Origin of the sequence: Actinoplanes sp. CA-051413 (assembly GCF_050955795.1) — a bacterium.
In the GTDB taxonomy this organism is placed as follows: Bacteria; Actinomycetota; Actinomycetes; order Mycobacteriales; family Micromonosporaceae; genus Actinoplanes.
Genome location: NZ_CP192100.1, coordinates 865,179 through 883,621 on the forward strand (window position 1 = coordinate 865,179; position 18,443 = coordinate 883,621).

An 18,443-nucleotide genomic window follows, 5' to 3' on the forward strand; every position below is an offset into this window, starting at 1 on the left:
CACGACGCCCGGCCGCGCGGGCAATCGCCGGCCTGTGGACAACGAGCCCGACGGATCGGGCCTGTGGATAACCCGGGTCTTGTCGGTGCCGGCTGGTAGACATGCTGGCGTGGTGGAGATGACGCGGTCAGCGGTGAGCGAAGCCGAACGGGTGGCGGTGCGCGAGTGCGCCGAGGAGGTGCTGCGCCGGCTCGCCGGTGAGCATGCGGTGCTGCGAGAGGATCAGTGGCGAGCCATTGAGGCCCTCGTGGTCGATCGGCGGCGAGTGCTCTGTGTGCAGCGCACGGGGTGGGGCAAATCGGCGGTCTACTTCGTGGCCACCGCCCTCCTGCGCGACGGCATCACCGCCGAGCCCGGTGATCCACCTGCCGGGCCGACCGTCATCGTCTCGCCCCTGCTCGCCCTCATGCGCAACCAGGTCGAGGCGGCGGCGAGGGCCGGCATCCGGGCCCGCACGATCAACTCCGCCAACCTCGACGAGTGGAGTGAGATCACCGCCGAGATCCGGGCCGGTGAGGTCGATGTCCTCCTGATCAGCCCCGAGCGGCTCAACAATCCGGACTTCCGCGACAACGTGCTGCCCGGCCTGGCCGCGAGCACCGGCCTGCTGGTGGTTGACGAGGCACACTGCGTGTCGGACTGGGGTCACGACTTCCGCCCCGATTACCGGCGGCTGCGCACCTTCCTAGCTGGTCTGCCGGGTCTCACGCCTGTGCTCGCGACCACGGCCACCGCTAATTCACGTGTGACCGCTGACGTGGCCGAGCAGCTCGGTGACGCGCTCGTGCTGCGCGGATCGCTGGAGCGGGATTCGCTGCGGCTGGCGGCACTGGAGCTGCCCAATCCGGCGCACCGGCTGGCCTGGCTCGCGGACCATCTCGACCGGCTGCCGGGCTCCGGCATCGTCTACACGTTGACGGTCGCCGCAGCCACGGAGACTGCCGAGTTCCTGCGGTCACGGGGCTTCGCCGTGGCGTCGTACACGGGACAGGTGGAGGACTCCGCTCGCCGCGCCGCCGAGCAGGATCTGCTGGACAACAAGATCAAGGCGCTGGTGGCAACCTCCGCGCTGGGTATGGGCTTCGACAAGCCGGACCTCGGTTTCGTCGTGCACCTCGGGGCGCCGCCGTCACCTATCGCGTACTACCAGCAGGTCGGCCGCGCGGGCCGAGCCGTGGAGCATGCCGAGGTCATCCTGCTGCCGGGTCCGGAGGACATCGCGATCTGGCGATACTTCGCCTCTCTCGCGTTCCCGCCCGAGGAGCAGGTGCGCACAGTGCTCGCCGCCTTGTCGCCTGACCGGCCACTGTCGACGCCGGCGCTGGAGCCGATCGTCGACCTCCGCCGCACCCGCCTGGAGCTCATGCTCAAGGTCCTCGACGTGGACGGCGCGGTCCGGCGCACCCGCGGCGGCTGGCTCTCCACCGGCGAGCCGTGGACCTACGACACCGCGCGCCTGCGCCGGGTCGCTGAGGCCAGGACCGCAGAGCAGAAAACCATGATCGAGTACGCCGGGACAACGGCTTGCCGGATGGAGTTCCTGCGCCGCTGCCTCGACGACCCCGAAGCCACGCCGTGCGGCCGCTGCGACAACTGTGCCGACCCGCTGTTCGACGCCGAGGTGTCGGCCGAGGCGCTGGCCGCGGCACAGACCTTCCTCGGCCACGCGGGCGTGGAGATCTCCCCGAAGAAGCTCTGGCCGACCGGTCTGGCCACCGTCGGCGTTTCGCTGAAAGGCAAGATCGGCCCGAGTGAGCAGATCCTGCCGGGCCGGGCCGTCGGACGGCTGTCGGACCTCGGGTGGGGCGACAGGCTGCGTGCCCTGGTGGGGCCGGAAGCGGCGGACAGCACGATTCCGGACGAGATGGTGGCTGCCGTGGTCGAGGTCCTGAAGGGTTGGGCTCACGGTGACGACGCTTGGGCGCAGCGCCCGGTGGGCGTGGTCTCGGTCGGCTCTCACCGTCGGCCGAAGCTGGTGGACAGCCTCGCGGAACGGATCGCGGCAGTGGGCAGATTGCCGCTGCTGGGGACGCTGACTTCCACGCACACGGGTGACAGCGGACCGCGGGGGAACAGTGCGCAGCGAGTTCTCGCCTTGCATGACGCCTTTGCTGTCCCGCCGGAGATGGCGGAGGCCCTTCGAGACCTTGAAGGCCCGGTCCTTCTGGTGGACGACATGTCGGATTCCGGCTGGACGATGGTTCTGGCGGGCCGGGCACTCCGACAAGCCGGCGCACCCGGTGTCCTGCCTCTCGCCTTGGCTGTGGCGGGCTGACAGCTGCGGCGGTCTGATGCATCGATGGAAGACGCCGCGGCTGACCGGTGCTTGCGGAGCCCGGTGGGAGGCGGCGCAGACCCGGGCGGGACAATGATCGTGCGGACGGCGGTGGTCAGGAATGCAACGCCGAAAGAGACAAAAGCCACGCCACCGGAGTACCGCGGTGGATACGGGTGGGGGGTATTGTGGGTGGCATGACCACCGACCACGACGAACATCCCGGACCGCACGGGTACTCCGGCGACAAGGCTGCCCTGCTCGGGCGCCTACGCCGCATCGAGGGCCAGATCCGCGGCCTGCAGCGGATGGTCGACGAGGACACCTACTGCATCGATGTCCTCACGCAGATCTCCGCGGCGAAGAGCGCCCTGCACGCCGTCGCGGTCGGCCTGCTCGAGGATCACCTTGCCCACTGCGTTGTCGACGCTGCCCGCGCCGGCGACCCGAGTGCCAAGGTCAAAGAGGCTTCGGACGCCATCGCTCGCCTGGTCCGCTCCTGAGCGGAGCCCAACCGACCGCGTTCCAGCCCGAAGCGGAGGCGCATGGCCGGCTGAAGCGCCGTCGCGAAGATACGTGGGCCGAGGGCCCGAGGAAGGAACGACCATGTCTGTCACCAGCACGTACACCGTGACCGGGATGACCTGTGAGCACTGCGTCAAGGCCGTCACCAGCGAGATCTCCGAACTCCCCGGCGTAGACGCCGTCCAGGTCGACCTCGCCTCCGGCGCCGTCACGGTCACGAGCGCGGCCCCGCTGGCCGCCGATGAGGTCCGTGCCGCTGTTGACGAGGCCGGCTACGAGCTTGCTGATGCCTGACGAGCAGACTGGAGAACAGTCTGCGAGGCGGGAAGATGAGCACCCTGTAGGAGAGTCGGCGGCACAAGCGAACGGGCAGCCTAAGCCCGATCAGGCCAGCTTCCGCCGGGCGGCATTCGCGGCGGTCATCGTGGTTGTCCTCTTCGCGGGCTACGGCCTCGGCCGCCTCAGCAACTCCGCCGAGCGGGTGCAGGCCACCTCCGCCGCCCTCAACAACGGCGTGGCCAGCACCACCGCCCCCCACGACGACATCGGCGCAGCGCCGCACGTCCACACCGCCGACGGCACCAACGCCCAGCCAGCCGCAGCCGCAGCCGAAGCTGTCGGCGGCCTGACGATCACGTCCGCCGGGCTCACCCTCGTGCCCGAGGCCACCTCGCTCAAGGCCGCCCCCTCCCAGCCGTACCGGTTCCGGATCACCGGACCCGGCGGCGCGCCGATCACCACCTACGCCGTCGTGCACGACAAGCCGCTGCACTTCGTTCTCATCCGCCGCGACCTCACCGGCTTCCAGCACCTGCACCCCACGATGGCCCCCGACGGCACCTGGAGCGTCGACCTCGCGCTCACCGCCCCCGGCAGCTACCGCGCCATCACCGACTTCACCGCAGTCGTCGGCGGCCGGCAGACGCCCGTCACGCTGGGCGTCGACCTGACGGTCGCCGGCGACTACCGGCCGGTCCCGCTGCCCGCGCCGGTCACCCAGGCGACCACTGACGGCTTCGTCATCTCGTACGCCGGTACGCCCCGAACAACGGCAACCCAGCCACTGCTGATGACAGTGACCGGCCCGGACGGCAAGCCCGCGACGCTCGAGCCGTACCTGGGCGCGTTCGGTCACCTGGTTGTGCTGCGTGAGGGTGACGTCGGCTATGTGCACGTCCACCCGGAGGCGCAACCCGTCGACGGCGCGGTCAAGTTCTGGCTCACCGCTCCCGGGCCGGGCCGCTACCGGATGTTCTTCGACTTCCAGGTCGCGGGCAAGGTGCACACCGCAGCGTTCACCACCGTCGTCAGGTGAGCAGCTTCTCCAGCGCCGGCGTCACGCCCCACTGGCTGGTCAGCGCCTCGTACTCGGCGCGCTGATCGTCGGTCGGGGGTGTGCCGGTCAGCCTGGCCCGCAGCAGCAGGTTCCGGGGCGTGTGCGCCGAGTCCACGAACTCGACGACCTCCACCCGGTACCCGTGCAGCCGCAGCAGCGCCGAGCGCAGCGAATCCGTCAGCACGTCCGCGAACCGTTCCCGCAGGATCGCGTGCCGGGTCAGCTCCCCGTACGGCGCCGGAGCGGGATGGCCCTTGAGCTGGGCCGCGATGTCGTGGTGGCAGCACGGTGCCGCCAGCACCCACTTCGCGTCCCAGTGCACCGCCCGGGCCAGCGCCTGGTCTGTCGCGGTGTCACACGCGTGCAGGGCCAGCACCAGATCCGGCGCCTCCGCCACGACCGCGTCCTCGATCGTGCCGGCCACGAACGTCACCGCATCGGCGCAGCCCAGCTGCTCGGCGACGGCGCTGTTGCGTACCCTCTGGTCCTCACGCACGTCGACCCCCACGACCCGGACCTTGACGCTGCGATCGGCCAGGAACCGGTAGGCCGCGAACGTCAGATACGCGTTGCCGCAGCCCAGGTCCACCACCCGCAGCTCCGCGGGCAGCTCGTCCGGCAGGGTCGCGGCCAGCGCCCGCAGGAAAGCGTCCACCTGGCGGCGCTTCGCCGCCGTGCCACCGACCACCGTGAACAGCGGATCGCCCGGATCGAGCAGCCACTGCTTCGCCCGGTCGTGACCCTGGGTCACGGCCGGCTCGACCGCCGCGGCCCGGTGCACCTGGGCGTCGCCCTTCTTCGTCACGCGGACCTGGACGGTGGTCGCGGCCGTCTCGACATGCCAATTCCCGAAGGGCTCGGCCAGCAGGGCATCGACCGCCGCTGCGGCCTCCGGGCCGGGTTCGACATTCCGGGTGTACGGCCGGGAGCCGTCATCGGTCACGATCTGCAACCGGGGTCCACCCTTGAGGGCGACCGGCCGGAACTCGGCGCGGGTGACCGACGGGGTGGCACCGCGGCGCTTGCCGGCTGCGACCGCGCGGGTGAGCGCCGGATCGAGCAGCAGGCCACGCACCTCGGCGAGGACGGCGTCCAGTGGTTGGGGCATCCCACCATTCTGCCCCGCGGATTTTGCTGATCTTCGGAGCCCATCTGTTTGTTAGGCTCGCCTAACCAAGCATGGAGGTGCTGCGATGACCCTGGCCGACCCTCCCACCGAAAGGCTGTCCGTCCGGCTCCGCAGCGGCACCCGCTCGGACCACGACGCGGCCCAGGGCAGCGGGTTCCTCGACGCGCTCGCCGCGGGCACGCTGCCCCGGCAGGCCTACGCCGACCTGGCCGCGCAGCACTGGTTCATCTACGAGACGCTGGAGCAGGCCGCCGAAGCGATGGCGACCCACCCCGTCGCCGGGAACTTCGTCTTTCCCGAGCTGACCCGGCTGCCCGCGCTGAGCCACGACCTGGCTACCCTGCTCGGCCCGGCACCCCAGCTCAGCGCCCTGCCGGCCACCCAGGAATACCGGGCCCGGCTGCGCGCGGTGGCGTTCGACCAGCCGTGGGGTTTCATCGCCCACCATTACACCCGCTACCTGGGCGACCTTTCCGGCGGCCAATACCTCGGCCCGGCCATCGCCAAGGCGTACGGCCTGAGCGGCGAAGGCCACCGCTTTTTCGTCTTCGACGGCGTCTCGCCGCCGGCCTTCCGCACCCGCTACCGGGAATTGCTCGACGGGCTCGCCTTCTCCCCGGCGGACGAGCAGAATTTCCTCGCCGAGGTGCAGGAGGCCTACCGGCTCAACATCGCTGTGCTGCGCCAACTCAAGGAGCGCTGGGCATGACCTTCACCCCGGAAGTGGTGGCGCAGATCGCCCGCCACATGAACGACGACCACGCCGACGACAACGTGCTGATCGTGCGCGGCCTCGGCGGCATCGGCACGGCGAGCGCGGCCCGGATGTCCGGGCTGGACCCCGACGGGATGGACTTCGAGGCCACGGTGGACGGCATCGCGGTGCCGGTCCGGATCCCGTTCAGCGAACGCCTGACCGAACGCCGCCAGGTCCGCGGCGAAGCGGTCCGGATGTACCAGCAGGCCTGCGCGGCGCTGGGCGTGACCCCGACCCACTGACCGGCTTTTGGAACGGCCAAGAGCAAAATGGGTGCCCCGCCAGCCGGCGGGGCACCCATTCCGGGTTGTTGCGGTGGGTCAGTCCTGCGCGCCGGTGCCGACCCCGGCGTCCGAGCCGCCGGTCATCTCGGCCGGAGCCGATCCCGTCGCGGCCGAGGCCGGAGCCGAGTCAGTCGCGGCCGGTGCCGCGTCGCCATCCTCGGAGGTCGTCTCCGCGCCGCTGGCACTGCGGGTGCCCCGGCCACCGCGACGACGACGCCGGCGGGGACGGCCCGTGGCGTCGTCGTCACCGTCGTCGGACTGCCCGTCGGAGTCGCCCTCTGCCGTCGGAGCCAGCTCGGGGGTCGCCTCGGAGCCGTCCGAGAAGAGCGGCGTCGGGGACGTTTCTGTAGTCGTACCCTCGTCGGTTGTGGTCAGGGGGTCGCCCGCCCGGCGGCGGCGACGCTGACGGCGCGGCCGGTCGTCGGCGTCCTCCGCCGCGGGAGCCGGGGCCGTGGGGGCCGCATCCTCGCGGCGCGGTCCGCGGGCCGGCCGGTCGCTGCCGCGACCATCGCGACCGCCGCGGCCACCGCCGCTGCGGCTGGAGTCGCGGCCACCGTCGCGGCTGCCCCGGCGGCGGGTGCCACCCAGGTCCTCCTCGACCTCGGCCGACAGGCCCACCCGGGTGCGCCCGGCGGTCGGCAGCGTGCCCGAGATGCCCTCCGGGATGTCCAGGTCGGAGAACAACGCCGGGGACGTGTGGTACGTCTCCGGGGGCTGCGGCATGTTGAGCCCCATCGACTTGTCGATGAGGACCCAGCGCGGCATGTCCTCCCAGTCCACGAAGGTCACCGCGACGCCCGTGGCGCCCGCGCGGCCGGTGCGGCCGATGCGGTGCGTGTAGGTGTCCGGGTCTTCCGGGCAGTCGTAGTTGATCACGTGGGTGACGCCGGAGACGTCCAGGCCGCGGGCCGCGACGTCGGTGGCCACCAGCACGTCGATCTTGCCGGTGCGGAACGCGCGCAGGGCCCGCTCGCGGGCACCCTGGCCCAGGTCACCGTGGACGGCGGCGACCGCGAAGCCGCGGAAGTCGAGGTCCTCGGCCACCCGGTCGGCGGCGCGCTTGGTGCGGGTGAAGATCATGGTCAGGCCACGCTCGCGGGCCTGCAGGATGCGGGCCACCATCTCCAGCTTGTTCAGCGGGTGGCTGCGGTAGACGACCTGCTTGGTCAGCGGGGACATGCCGCTGTCGGCCGTGTGGCCCGCGTGGATGGTCACCGGGTGGTGCAGGAAGCGGCGGCTCAGCGCGACGATCGGGTCCGGCATGGTCGCCGAGAAGAGCATCGTCTGGCGCTCACTCGGGAGCATGGCCAGGATCTTCTCGACGTCCTCGAGGAAGCCCAGGTCGAGCATCCGGTCGGCCTCGTCGAGCACCAGGGCCTTGATCGAGCCCAGCTTCAGCTGCTTCTGCTTGGCCAGGTCGAGCAGGCGGCCGGGGGTGCCGACCAGGATCTCGACGCCCTTCTTGAGGGTGTCGACCTGCGGCTCGTACGCAACGCCGCCGTAGATCGGCAGCACCCGCACGCCACGGGTGCTGCCGGCGGCGGCGATGTCGCGGGCGACCTGCAGGCCCAGCTCGCGGGTCGGGACGACGACGAGCGCCTGGGGCTGGCCGTCGGCGCCCTCGCTCGGGGCCAGCACCCGCTCCAGCAGGGGCAGGCCGAAGCCGAGGGTCTTGCCGGTGCCGGTGGGCGCCTGGCCGATCAGGTCGGTGCCGCGCAGGGCGATGGGGAGCGCGTATTCCTGGATCGCGAACGCGCGCGTGATGCCGGCCGCGGCCAGCGCCTCGACGGTCTCCGCGCGGACGCCCAGCTCAGCGAAGGTGGGGCTGTCCGGGCGGACGGGCGCGCGGTTGAGGACGGGGACCAGGGCGGGTTCTGTCTCGGTGTTCTCGATGTCGGTCATGGAGTTCTGCGGGTGCCTCTCGTGGTGCGCCCGTCGAATTCCTGGGGCGCGGTCTGGGTAGGGCGCGGGCCACACGCGAGGTGCTCGCGGGCCGCACGCGCGTCGCCGCGGCGACTCGATATATCGAGCCGACGTCGACGGCGACAACGGCAAGTCTACCCGACAGAGAGATTCCGCACCTCAGCGCGAAGGTGACGGTGCTGTATAGAAACCGCAGGGAGCCCCGGGTGGGACTCCCTGCGGTCCTGTCGTGCTGTGCCGCTTATCGCGTGGTGAAGCCGAACGGCCGCTCGGACTTCTCGGCGATCTCCACGTAGGCCACCTTGGCGATCGGGACGATCACCTTGCGGCCCTTCTCGTCGGTCAGAGTGAGAACGCTGTCCTTGGCCATCGCCTCGGTCACGGCCTGCTCGACCTCGGCCTGAGTCTGCGCGCTCTCCAGCACCAGCTCGCGCTGGGCGTACTGCACGCCGATCTTGACCTCCACGGGGTCCTCCTCCTCAGATGTCTTCCGACATGAAGGCTAGCCGATTTCCCCGGACGTACCGGGCGTTGACTCACCCTGCAGCGGGAAGCTGGCGATACCCCGCCAGATAAGGGCGGCGACCAGGGCTTCCGCCTCGGCCTTGGGGGTCTGCCGGCCGCTCGCCAGCCAGTACTGGGCCGCCTGGCCGGCCGCGCCGACCAGTCCGGAGGCCAGCAGCTCGGCGTTCGCCTGGTTCTGGCCCGTGTCGGAGACGACCGTGTCCGTGACCGCGGCGATGCAGCCCTGCTCGACGCGTTCGACGCGCTCGCGGACCTGGGGATCGTTGCGCAGGTCGGACTCGAAGACCAGGCGGAAGGCCTCGCTCTCGTGGTCCATGAAGTCGAAGTACGCCCGGACGGCGCCCTTGACCCGCTCCTTGTTGTCCGGAGTCGCCAGCATCGCGCCGCGCACCTTGGCGATTATCGCGTCGCAGTGGGTGTCCAGCAGAGCCAGGTAGAGCTCGAGTTTGCCCGGAAAGTGCTGGTAGAGCACAGGCTTGGAAACGCCGGCCTGTTCGGCGATCTCGTCCATGGCAGCGGCGTGATAGCCCTGTGCCACGAAGATCTGCTGCGCGGCGGCAAGCAGCTGCTTACGGCGCGCGGAGCGCGGCAGACGCGTGGGGCGCCCCGCCGTCTGTGCCCCGCCGGACGCAGCGGTCATGTGTACCTCCGAGATGTGTTTCCCCCGCGGTAGGGCGCGGATTGCCCGGTTCGCCGTCTGTCGCTTGCCGGGCGGGCAATTGTCGCGACGCTGCAACTTATCGCCACTGCAAGCACACGGTAGCCTCAGCGGGGGCAAGCGAGGAGCGCACGGTGGACGAAACAGGGCATTCCGGGGACGCCGGTGCAGCGGACGGCGGCACCGGCGCTGAATCGCGCGACCGCACCCTGCTGAACGGCTGGGCCGCGCGAGAGAGCCCGTGGTCCAACGCGGGCTCGGCGCTGGACCCGGAGACCGAGGTGCCCGCCTGGCGCCGGCCCGCCACCGAGATCCGCCCGTTCACCCAGGAGCGGCCCCCGCCGGCGGACCCCCCTTCGGGGGAGATCCGCCCGTTCACGATGCCGCCGCCCCCGCCCTCCTTCTCCCCGGCGCCCTTCTCCCCGGCGCCCGAGCCGCAGGGACCGCTGTCCCCGCTGGAGAACGCAGCCGCCCCGCGCTGGTCGGACAGCCGCTCCCGCTACGAGGACCTGCTGGCCCACCTCTCACCCAACGGCAGCGAGCCCAGGGACGACGAGCCGCGCGCCGGGATGCCCCGCCCGAATCCGCTCGCACCCGAGCTGCTGCGCCCGGACGCGCAGGACACCACCGAGCTGCGCGCGGTCAACGGCAACCTGCCGGCCAGCGCGCCGCCGTACCCGTACGAGGGTGATCTCGACGACGCGCGCCAGGAGCCGCCACGTCCGCCGGCAGGCCAGCAGCGTGCGGCCGTGCCGGCCGAGCGGCCCTTCCCGGCGGTACGCCCGGCGACTCCCGGCGGCCGGCGGCCCGACTGGATGACGAGTGAGTCCGCCCGCCACGCGCTGGACCCGCCGACGCCCATGGAAGGCCTGCCCAGGGTCGCCCAGCCGCAGGCTACCGACGAGTCGCGTTCCGGTGATCAAGGCATGCTCCGGCCGTCGTACGATCCCACCAGCTTTCCCCGCCGCCTGCCGTACGAGACCGCCGCCCAGCCCCCGGCGTTTCCCGGCCGTCCCACCGGCGACCCCGGTACGGGCAGCACGGGGGAGCAGTCCTTCCCCGCGTTGCCGCAGCGCGTCCCGGCCCAGCCGGACGTGCCCACCGTCCCGGAGCCGCCGTCCGTGGAGCCACCCGCCGAGACCCCCGCGCTGGCCCGCATCGCGACGCACCTGCGCCGCGGTGACGTGCTGTCGGCGCAGGAACGGCAGGAGGGCTTCGACGTGAACGCCATCCTGGCGGCGGTCCGCGAGGTCGAAGGGGTGCGCGACGCGTCGCTGCGGTCCACCCCGGCGGGTGCGCACAGTCTGCGACTGGATCTGTCCGAGGGTGCCGACCCGGCCGAGGTGAGCCGGCAGGTCGCGCGGCTGTTGCAGGACCGGATGGGGCTGGACGCCGCGATGAAGGGCGCCTCGCCGCTCTCCGGGCCCGCGGAGGCTCCGGCAGCTCCGCGGTCGGCGCCGCCGGCTCCACGGTCGGGCCCGCCGGCCTACTCGGGGTCCGCTCCGGCGGCTCCGGCTTCCGGGCCTCCGGCGGCCCAGGCGTCGGCGCCGCCGGTTGCGCCGTTCGTGCCGAGCCAGCCCAACCCGACCGGCCGGCCGGTTCCCGGCCCCGGCCTCAGTTCCGGCAGCTACTCGTCCGCCTCCCGGCAGGCGCCCGACGAGCTGACCCGCCCCGGCGAGCGGCGGGGCTCTGATGAGCTGTCACGGCCCGGCGACCGGCGGCCGGCCGATGAGCTGACGCGGCCCAGTGAGCGGCGGGCGGCCGATGAGCTGACCCGCCCTGGCGAGCGGCGGGGCTCTGACGAGCTGTCACGCCCCGGCGAGCGGCGGGCCGCTGATGAGCTGACGCGCCCGAGCGAGCGGCAGGATGCCGAGGAGCGGCAGGCCGCGAGCGAGCGGTCCGGCGTAAGCGACCGCCAAGGCCTGGGCGATCGTGGCCTGGGCGATCGAGGGCAGAGCGACCGGGGCCCGGGCGACCGGGGCCCGGGCGACCGAGGCTTGGGTGACCGAGGCCCGAGCGCCCGGCAGGGCGTGAGTGACCGGCAAGGCCTGGGCGAACGCCAAGGCCTGGGCACCCGCCAAGGCACAGGAACACGGCAGACCCCGGACGACCGGCAGAGCTCGAACGAACGCCCGACCCTCAGCGAGGCCCCGACCAGCGTCGAGCCCGCCCCACCCCGCCCCCTGGACATCGGTGAGCGCCCCGGCCCGCGGGTGATGATCGAGAACGTCCGGGTCAACACGTTCGGCACCGAGGCCACCGTCGAGGTGCGGCTCACCGTCAACGGCCAGATCGCCGCCGGTGAGGCCACCGGGCCTGCCGTCGACGGCTACCTGCTGCGGCTGTGCGCGCTGGCCACCGCCCGGGCCGTCGACGAGCTGCTCACCACCTCCGACCACGCGGACGGTCCGGCGAAGTGTTTCGTCGAGCACGCCGCGGCCGTGCCGTTCGGTTCGATGCAGGTCGCCGTGGTGGTCATGCTGCTGTCGGTCGGGGGCTGGGTCGAGCAACTCTCCGGTTCCGCGGTGATCACCGGTGACGACCGGCACGCCATGGTGCGCGCCACACTCAATGCGGTCAACCGTCGTCTTGAGGCACTGTTGTCCTGATGAAGGGTGCGATCCTCGCCGGCGACGACGTCCTGCCTCCGGACGGTGCCGTGCCGTCGCCGTGGCCGGCCCGCCGGGTCATGATCGACGGGGCGATGCTGCACGTCCGGGACACTCCGGGCACCACGCCGGAGGCCGAGCCCGCCGTCTACGTGCACGGCCTGGGCGGCTCCTCGCAGAACTGGACCGATTTCGCCGGTCTGCTCGCCGACCGGCTCGACGGCCAGGCCGTGGACCTGCCCGGCTTTGGCTACAGCGACCCCAGCCCGCGCTACTCCATCGCGGCGTTCGCCGACAAGCTGATCGGCTATCTGGACTACGCCGTACGTGGCCCGGTGCACCTGGTCGGCAACTCGCTGGGCGGCTCGATCTGCGTACGCGTGGCCGCCCTACGCCCCGACCTGATCCGGACCCTGACGCTGATCTCCCCGGCCATGCCCTTCCTCGACCCCCGGCGCACGGCTCAGGGCCCGGTCCTGCCGCTCCTCGCGCTGCCGCGCGCCGACCGCCTCCTCGCCTGGGGGATGGCCCGGCTGACCCCGGAGCAGATGGCCCAGCAGGTGCTGCTCGCCTGCTTCGGTGACACCACGAAGGTCAGCCCGCAGCGCCGCGCGGAGGCCATCGAGGAGATCAAGCTGCGCTACACGGTCGAGCACTATTCGAAGGCTTACCTCGGGACGTTGCGCGGGCTGGTGTCGAGCTTCCTGCGGGCGTACCTGCCGGGGGTGAATTCGCAGTGGCGGCTGGCCGCGCGGATCACCGCGCCCACCCTGGTGATCGGCGGCCTCAAGGACGAACTGGTCGACCCGCGGGTGCCGGCGCAGGTGGCCAAGGCGATCCCGGACAGCCGGCTGCTGGTGCTGCCGGGCGTCGGCCACGTCGCCCAGATGGAGGTTCCGCGCCTGGTCGCGCGGGCTGTGGTGGGCATGCTCGCGGACGTCGGCTCGCCGGTCGGCTGGGGCGGCGAGCGCCGGGTGGCGCCCCCGGCGTGAGCAAGGTCGCCCGGAGCAACGGCCGGGCGGACAGCGCCGGTGGGGTGTGGCACGCTGGCTCACGATGATCGAGTCACGCCTCCCCGTTGCGGTTGTCGGACGGGGTGCACGCAGGCGCCGCTGGTGGCTCGTGGCCCTCGTCATCACCGGCCTGTTGCTGGCCGGCTGGCTGGCGCGGCCCTCCGATCCTCCGCCTCCCACCTCTGCCCCGTCGTCGGCGATGCCCTCGGCTGTCGTCTCGACGCCGGTTGCGCCGGCACCTTCCGTCTCAGCGACCTCGGTGGCGGTGCCGCAGGACCTGCTCGCGCTGGCCGGCGCGGTGCCGACCAGGGGCACGGGCAAGTTCACGTACGCGACCGGACGCGGCCGGGTGCTGGGCACCAAGGGCGAGCTGCGGCGCTTCCGGGTCGCGGTCGAGCGGGGCAGCAACGAGGACGTGGCGGCCTTCGCGGCGCAGGTGGAGGCGACGCTGGGGGACCGGCGCAGCTGGATCGGTGACGGCGGGCTGCGGCTGCAACGGGTGTCCGGCAGTGAGAAGGCGACCTTCACGGTCTTCCTGGCCACCCGCGACACCGCTGGGCGGATGTGCCGGATCGGTGGGGTCAACATCACGGTGAACGGGCGGCCGTACACGTCGTGCCGGTCCACCGGGCGCGTGATCATCAACCTGGACCGCTGGCGGCTGTCGGCCAAGCCGTACCGCGACGCGAAGGTGCCGATCACGGTCTACCGGCAGTACGTGATCAACCACGAGACCGGCCACGAGCTGGGCCACAGCCACGAGGGCTGCCCGAAGCGCGGCGGACCGGCGCCGGTCATGGTGCAACAGAGCCTGACCGTACGGGGGTGCGTGCCGTACGCGTGGCCCCGCCGCAACGGTCACCGCTTCACGGGCCCGTCCCTCTGAGGAGTCACGCCAAACGCCTGTGACGGGCCACTGCCTCTGGCAACGTGGCACCTGTCATGCCCATCGCGCCTCGCTACTCCACGCCGGCCGCCAGGATGCTGGCGCGCCGCCGCCGTGCTGTCGTCCTGTTCTTCCTGCTCCTCACCGTCATCGTCCTCGTGATAGGCCAGGCCATGCGTGACGAGACCGCCGACGCCGGTGCTGTGCCGGCCCCCGCCCCACCGCCGCCGGCCGCCGATCGGCAGAAGCCGGTAGCTGCCGCGGTGACCACTCCCGCGCGTGCTGAGGAGCCGCCCGACGCCGCCGACCAGGCGCCGAGCAGGCCGACCGCGGCCAGGTTCGCCTTCGCCGGTGGCTACGGGCCCGTGCTCGGCAGCTCCGGGACGTTGCGGCGGTTCAAGGTGGCGGTGGAGAAGCGGCTCGCGTCCGGTGACGGCGGGAACTTCGCCGAGGAGATCGATCGGATATTGGGTGATCCGCGGAGCTGGATCGCCGGGCGGCAGTTCCGGCTGCAGCGGGTGCCTGCCCCGGCCGCCGCCGAGTTCACCGTCTATCTGGCCTCGGCGGCCACCTCCGAGAAGATGTGCGCCGACGGCGGCCTGCGTACCGAGGGCTTCACCTCGTGCCGGCTGCCCGGTCAGGTGGTCATCAACAACGACCGCTGGCAGGCTGCGGTGCCCGGCTACGGTGCACCGCTGGCGGCGTACCGGGCGTACGCGATCAACCATGAGGTCGGCCATCAGCTGGGCCATGGTCATGAGCTCTGTCCCGGCGAGGGGAAGCTCGCGCCGGTCATGATGCAGCAGACCTACGGGCTCAAGGGGTGCGTGGCCAACCCCTGGCCGTACGTGGACGGCGAACGGTACGCCGGTAACCCCGTCGACTGATCCCGCATTCCCCCGTCCCGCATGTCGGGCCGGTGTTCCACGTCATGTCCATTCCGGCAGCCAACGAGCAACAATGGGGTCCGATCCTTACCGTCGATCCCGGGGAGTTCACCGTGTCACTGCCCCCGCTCGTCGAGCCGGCCGCCGAGCTGAGCATCGACGAGATCCGCCGCTACTCGCGTCACCTGATCATCCCCGACGTCGGGATGGACGGGCAGAAGCGGCTGAAGAACGCCAAGGTCCTGGCCGTCGGCGCGGGTGGTCTCGGCTCTCCCGCCCTGCTCTACCTGGCCGCCGCCGGGGTGGGCACGCTCGGCATCATCGACTTCGACACCGTCGACGAGTCCAATCTCCAGCGCCAGATCATCCACGGCATGTCCGACCTGGGCCGGCCCAAGGCCGAGTCCGCCGCGGACAGCATCCGGGAGATCAACCCGCTGGTGAACGTGGTCATCCACAACACCGCGCTGGACCGCGACAACGTCAAGGAGATCTTCAGCCAGTACGACCTGATCGTCGACGGCACCGACAACTTCGCGACCCGTTACATGGTCAACGACGCGGCGGTCCTGCTCGGCAAGCCGTACGTCTGGGGTTCGATCTACCGCTTCGACGGCCAGGCGTCGGTGTTCTGGGAGGAGCACGGTCCCTGCTACCGCTGCCTCTACCCGGAGCCGCCCCCGCCCGGCATGGTTCCGTCCTGCGCCGAGGGTGGCGTGCTGGGCGTGCTATGCGCGTCGATCGGTTCCATCCAGGTCAACGAGGCGATCAAGCTGATCACCGGCATCGGTGAGCCGCTGGTCGGCAAGCTGATGGTCTACGACGCCCTGGAGATGGAATACCGCAAGATCAAGGTGCGCAAGGACCCGAACTGCGCGCTCTGCGGGGAGAATCCGACCGTCACCGACCTGCTCGAGGACTACGACGACTTCTGCGGCGCGGTCTCCGAGGAGGCGCAGGAGGCCACCCTCAACGCGACGATCACGGCGCGCGAGCTCAAGGAATGGCAGGACTCCGGCAAGGACATGTTCCTGGTCGACGTCCGCGAGCCCGCCGAGTACGAGATCGTCAGCATCCCGGGGGCGACCCTGATCCCCAAGGGCGACATCCTGTCCGGTGAGGCGCTGGCGCGCTTCCCGCAGGACCGGCAGATCGTGCTGCACTGCAAGTCGGGTGTCCGCTCGGCCGAGGCGCTCGCCGCGCTGAAGGCGGCCGGGTTCAAGGACGCCGTGCACGTCCAGGGCGGCATCGTGTCCTGGGTCAACACCGTGGACCCGTCTCTCCCGTCGTACTGAGTCATCCGTCAGCGTGACGGCCGTCGATCCCTCCCGGGGTCGGCGGCCGTCGCTCTGTATACGCCGCGTCACGGAAACCGGATCGGGGCCTGCGGTTACTCCTCCTGACGGTCACTCTGCGTCAATTGAATGTGACCAAGGCGGACGGAGCGGACCTATTAGACAGTTACCGAGACACCGCAGCGGAACGAGGGGTCGAGCTGTAGCGTCACCGTCGTGGTCGACATCGATGCGGCGATCGGATACGTCGTAGCGCACGGCGACCCGGTGGAACGGGCCCGGTTGTCCTACCTGCGTACGGGCACGCCGCCGCCGGCCTCGGCGCTGGAACGGATCGAGATCGAGCAGACCCCGGCGGGCGGCTGGCCCGCGGCCGGGGACGGTTCCGTGCCCTCGGTCGACGCCACCTGCTTCCGCCTGGCCGAGCTCGACGACCTCGGTGGGCTGCACGGGCCCCCGGTCGAGCGCGCGCTGGCCTGGCTGGCCTCCGTCCAGCGCCAGGACGGCACCTGGCAGGAGGACGAGTCGCTGGCCGCCGAGGCGCCGGCCTGGGCGATGCCCGGTGACCCGGAGGCGACCCTCTACCTGACGGCGGTGGCCGGCTTCTGGCTCACCGTCGCCGAGGTCGAGGCGCACCCGCACCACGAGGCCCCGGCCCGCTATGCCGCGACGCTGCAGGCCGCCGCCCGGTTCGTGGTCGCCCAGCTGCGCCCGGACGGCACCTGGCCGTCCTTCCTGGCGACCGGCTGGCACGCCGCCGGGCTGCTGCACGAGCAGCAGTTCTTCTACGAGTCGGCGCGGGTGCAGCTGGTGCTCGGCGACCGGCTGCCCGACATGTCCCCGGCGGACGCGGCGAACATGGCGGCCGCCCTGCGCCGGGTCAATCTCGGTGACGACTGGCTGTTGCAGAGCGCCCGCAAGCGGCTGAGCGAGACGCAGCGCACGGACGGCGGCTGGGACAGCGACGAAGGGCCGCTGTTCGACGTGAACACCACGCTGACCGCCATCCGCGCGTGCCGGACCTGGTCCACCGCCCGGCGCTGAGCCTCCGCGTCAGCGGGTGTGGCCGTTGCCCGTGACGATGTACTTGGTCGAGGTCAGCTCGGGCAGGCCCATCGGGCCGCGGGCGTGCAGCTTCTGGGTGCTGATGCCGATCTCCGCGCCGAAGCCGAACTCGCCGCCGTCGGTGAAACGGGTCGAGGCGTTGATCATCACGGCGGCCGCGTCCACCCGGGCCGCGAAGCGCCGGGCCGCCACCAGGCTCTCGGTCACGATCGCCTCGGTGTGGCCGGTGCCGTAGCGGCGGATGTGGTCCAGCGCGTCGTCCAGGGAGTCGACCACCGCGACGGCGATGTCCGCCGACAGGTATTCCTTGCCCCAGTCCTCCGACGTCGCCGGCACCACGCCCTCGAAGCCGGCCACCCGGGGGTCGCCGTGCACGGTCACGCCGGCCGCCACCAGCTCCTCGATCACCAGCGGCAGGAACGACTCGGCCAGCGCGGAGTGCACCAGCAGCGACTCCGCCGTGTTGCAGGTGGACAGCCGCTGGGTCTTCGAGTTGAGCACCACGCCGAGGGCCTTCTCCAGGTCCGCACCCTCGTCGACGTACACGTGGCAGTTGCCGACGCCGGTCTCGATCACCGGGACCGTCGACTCCTCCACCACGGTCTTGATCAGCGAGGCGCCGCCGCGCGGGATCAGCACGTCGACCAGGCCGCGGGCGCGCATCAGCTCCTTGACCGAGTCGCGGGTCGTGGCGTCGAGCAGCTGGATGGTGTTGGCCGGCAGGTGCGCGTCGGCGACGGCCTTGCGCAGCACCGAGACGATCGCCGCGTTCGAGCTCTGCGCCGAGCCGGAACCGCGCAGCAGCACCGCGTTGCCGGACTTCAGGCAGATGCCCGCCGCGTCCGCCGTCACGTTGGGCCGGCCCTCGTAGATGATGCCGACCACGCCGAACGGCACCCGGACCTGACGCAGCTCCAGGCCGTTGGCCAGGGTCGAGCCGCGCACCACGTCGCCGACCGGGTCGGGCAGGGCGGCCAGCTGCCGCAGGCCGTCGGCCATCGCGGCGACCCGCTCGGCGGTCAGCGTCAGCCGGTCGATCATGGCCTCGGACAGCCCACCGGTACGGGCGTTCTGCACGTCCACCGCGTTGGCGGCGACGATGTCCTCGGTGCGCTCGACCAGCCGGTCCGCCATCAGCAGCAGCGCGGCGTCCTTCTCGGCGCGGGTGGCGGCGGCCAGCTCGATGCCGGCCACCCGGGCCTCGGCGGCCTGCTGAAGCACAGTCATGAAGACTCCTCGTTCGTTGCGCCGTGACGGACGGCGACCGCTCAATCCT

The 18,443-nt window shown here is 71.7% G+C and carries 17 protein-coding genes; 12 read left to right on the forward strand and 5 right to left on the reverse strand.

Translation table 11 applies throughout. The annotated features are described in order from the left end of the window. Positions 1 to 118: 118 nt before the first annotated feature. The 4 genes from ACQP2Y_RS04060 (at position 119) to ACQP2Y_RS04075 (ending at position 4,115) form a co-directional block, all read left to right on the forward strand. On the forward strand, positions 119 to 2,275 hold the full coding sequence (locus tag ACQP2Y_RS04060) for a RecQ family ATP-dependent DNA helicase (protein ID WP_433731735.1): 2,157 nt from the start codon (positions 119 to 121) through the stop codon (positions 2,273 to 2,275). Between the two features lie 197 nt (positions 2,276 to 2,472). Continuing rightward, entirely contained in the window at positions 2,473 to 2,778 is a 306-nt protein-coding gene (locus ACQP2Y_RS04065) for a metal-sensitive transcriptional regulator (protein WP_360551644.1), read from the forward strand. Positions 2,779 to 2,881: 103 nt separating this feature from the next. After that, positions 2,882 to 3,094 (forward strand): heavy-metal-associated domain-containing protein, encoded by a 213-nt coding sequence (locus ACQP2Y_RS04070; RefSeq protein ID WP_360551646.1) that lies wholly within the window; start codon positions 2,882 to 2,884, stop codon positions 3,092 to 3,094. Positions 3,095 to 3,224: 130 nt separating this feature from the next. Further along, positions 3,225 to 4,115, forward strand: coding sequence for a hypothetical protein (locus ACQP2Y_RS04075; protein ID WP_433724720.1), 891 nt, complete (start codon positions 3,225 to 3,227; stop codon positions 4,113 to 4,115). On the opposite strand, the gene ACQP2Y_RS04080 is transcribed toward ACQP2Y_RS04075, so the two are convergent. After that, positions 4,108 to 5,244, reverse strand: a complete 1,137-nt coding sequence (locus ACQP2Y_RS04080) for a class I SAM-dependent methyltransferase (protein WP_433724722.1) — start codon at positions 5,242 to 5,244, stop codon at positions 4,108 to 4,110. The genes ACQP2Y_RS04075 and ACQP2Y_RS04080 overlap by 8 nt on opposite strands. Positions 5,245 to 5,329: 85 nt before the next feature. On the opposite strand from ACQP2Y_RS04080, the gene ACQP2Y_RS04085 reads away from it, so the two are divergent. Together ACQP2Y_RS04085 and ACQP2Y_RS04090 are read left to right on the forward strand one after the other, a co-directional pair. Then, complete coding sequence (locus tag ACQP2Y_RS04085; RefSeq protein WP_433724724.1) at positions 5,330 to 5,974, forward strand: heme oxygenase (biliverdin-producing); 645 nt, start codon at positions 5,330 to 5,332, stop codon at positions 5,972 to 5,974. Then, complete coding sequence (locus tag ACQP2Y_RS04090) at positions 5,971 to 6,264, forward strand: DUF2470 domain-containing protein (protein ID WP_212987390.1); 294 nt, start codon at positions 5,971 to 5,973, stop codon at positions 6,262 to 6,264. The genes ACQP2Y_RS04085 and ACQP2Y_RS04090 overlap by 4 nt, the downstream gene beginning before the upstream one ends. 78 nt (positions 6,265 to 6,342) lie before the next feature. Here ACQP2Y_RS04090 and ACQP2Y_RS04095 read toward each other — a convergent pair whose 3' ends face one another. The 3 genes from ACQP2Y_RS04095 to ACQP2Y_RS04105 form a co-directional block, all read right to left on the reverse strand. Further along, positions 6,343 to 8,208, reverse strand: a complete 1,866-nt coding sequence (locus ACQP2Y_RS04095; protein WP_433724726.1) for a DEAD/DEAH box helicase — start codon at positions 8,206 to 8,208, stop codon at positions 6,343 to 6,345. Between the two features lie 262 nt (positions 8,209 to 8,470). Then, a complete protein-coding gene (locus tag ACQP2Y_RS04100; protein ID WP_360551658.1) occupies positions 8,471 to 8,695 on the reverse strand; it encodes a DUF3107 domain-containing protein in 225 nt (74 codons plus the stop codon). 36 nt (positions 8,696 to 8,731) lie between these two features. Continuing rightward, a complete protein-coding gene (locus ACQP2Y_RS04105) occupies positions 8,732 to 9,394 on the reverse strand; it encodes a TetR/AcrR family transcriptional regulator (protein ID WP_360551660.1) in 663 nt (220 codons plus the stop codon). Between the two features lie 152 nt (positions 9,395 to 9,546). On the opposite strand from ACQP2Y_RS04105, the gene ACQP2Y_RS04110 reads away from it, so the two are divergent. The 6 genes from ACQP2Y_RS04110 to ACQP2Y_RS04135 all read left to right on the forward strand — a co-directional run bounded on the left by ACQP2Y_RS04110 (position 9,547) and on the right by ACQP2Y_RS04135 (position 17,146). Then, the gene (locus ACQP2Y_RS04110) at positions 9,547 to 12,021 is read left to right on the forward strand and encodes a hypothetical protein (RefSeq protein ID WP_433724729.1); all 2,475 of its coding nucleotides are present in this window, start codon (positions 9,547 to 9,549) and stop codon (positions 12,019 to 12,021) included. After that, a complete protein-coding gene (locus tag ACQP2Y_RS04115) occupies positions 12,021 to 13,013 on the forward strand; it encodes an alpha/beta fold hydrolase (RefSeq protein WP_433724731.1) in 993 nt (330 codons plus the stop codon). Before ACQP2Y_RS04110 ends, ACQP2Y_RS04115 begins: the two co-directional genes overlap by 1 nt. A gap of 130 nt (positions 13,014 to 13,143) precedes the next feature. Continuing rightward, on the forward strand, positions 13,144 to 13,920 hold the full coding sequence (locus ACQP2Y_RS04120) for a DUF3152 domain-containing protein (RefSeq protein WP_433724733.1): 777 nt from the start codon (positions 13,144 to 13,146) through the stop codon (positions 13,918 to 13,920). A 56-nt stretch (positions 13,921 to 13,976) separates the two neighbouring features. Then, positions 13,977 to 14,807, forward strand: a complete 831-nt coding sequence (locus ACQP2Y_RS04125) for a DUF3152 domain-containing protein (protein WP_433724735.1) — start codon at positions 13,977 to 13,979, stop codon at positions 14,805 to 14,807. Between the two features lie 44 nt (positions 14,808 to 14,851). Further along, complete coding sequence (gene moeZ, locus ACQP2Y_RS04130; RefSeq protein WP_433724737.1) at positions 14,852 to 16,102, forward strand: adenylyltransferase/sulfurtransferase MoeZ; 1,251 nt, start codon at positions 14,852 to 14,854, stop codon at positions 16,100 to 16,102. A gap of 216 nt (positions 16,103 to 16,318) precedes the next feature. After that, a complete protein-coding gene (locus ACQP2Y_RS04135) occupies positions 16,319 to 17,146 on the forward strand; it encodes a prenyltransferase/squalene oxidase repeat-containing protein (protein WP_433724739.1) in 828 nt (275 codons plus the stop codon). Between the two features lie 9 nt (positions 17,147 to 17,155). On the opposite strand, the gene ACQP2Y_RS04140 is transcribed toward ACQP2Y_RS04135, so the two are convergent. Beyond that, entirely contained in the window at positions 17,156 to 18,394 is a 1,239-nt protein-coding gene (locus ACQP2Y_RS04140) for a glutamate-5-semialdehyde dehydrogenase (protein ID WP_360829466.1), read from the reverse strand. Positions 18,395 to 18,443: the final 49 nt, after the last annotated feature.

Coding starts and splice junctions, on each gene's coding strand:
- moeZ (WP_433724737.1), top strand. CDS start 14,852: ATGTCCATTCCGGCAGCCAACGAGCAACAATGGGGTCCGATCCTTACC.
- ACQP2Y_RS04085 (WP_433724724.1), top strand. CDS start 5,330: ATGACCCTGGCCGACCCTCCCACCGAAAGGCTGTCCGTCCGGCTCCGC.
- ACQP2Y_RS04105 (WP_360551660.1), bottom strand. CDS start 9,394: ATGACCGCTGCGTCCGGCGGGGCACAGACGGCGGGGCGCCCCACGCGT.
- ACQP2Y_RS04080 (WP_433724722.1), bottom strand. CDS start 5,244: ATGCCCCAACCACTGGACGCCGTCCTCGCCGAGGTGCGTGGCCTGCTG.
- ACQP2Y_RS04125 (WP_433724735.1), top strand. CDS start 13,977: ATGCCCATCGCGCCTCGCTACTCCACGCCGGCCGCCAGGATGCTGGCG.
- ACQP2Y_RS04060 (WP_433731735.1), top strand. CDS start 119: ATGACGCGGTCAGCGGTGAGCGAAGCCGAACGGGTGGCGGTGCGCGAG.
- ACQP2Y_RS04090 (WP_212987390.1), top strand. CDS start 5,971: ATGACCTTCACCCCGGAAGTGGTGGCGCAGATCGCCCGCCACATGAAC.
- ACQP2Y_RS04140 (WP_360829466.1), bottom strand. CDS start 18,394: ATGACTGTGCTTCAGCAGGCCGCCGAGGCCCGGGTGGCCGGCATCGAG.
- ACQP2Y_RS04115 (WP_433724731.1), top strand. CDS start 12,021: ATGAAGGGTGCGATCCTCGCCGGCGACGACGTCCTGCCTCCGGACGGT.
- ACQP2Y_RS04095 (WP_433724726.1), bottom strand. CDS start 8,208: ATGACCGACATCGAGAACACCGAGACAGAACCCGCCCTGGTCCCCGTC.
- ACQP2Y_RS04065 (WP_360551644.1), top strand. CDS start 2,473: ATGACCACCGACCACGACGAACATCCCGGACCGCACGGGTACTCCGGC.
- ACQP2Y_RS04070 (WP_360551646.1), top strand. CDS start 2,882: ATGTCTGTCACCAGCACGTACACCGTGACCGGGATGACCTGTGAGCAC.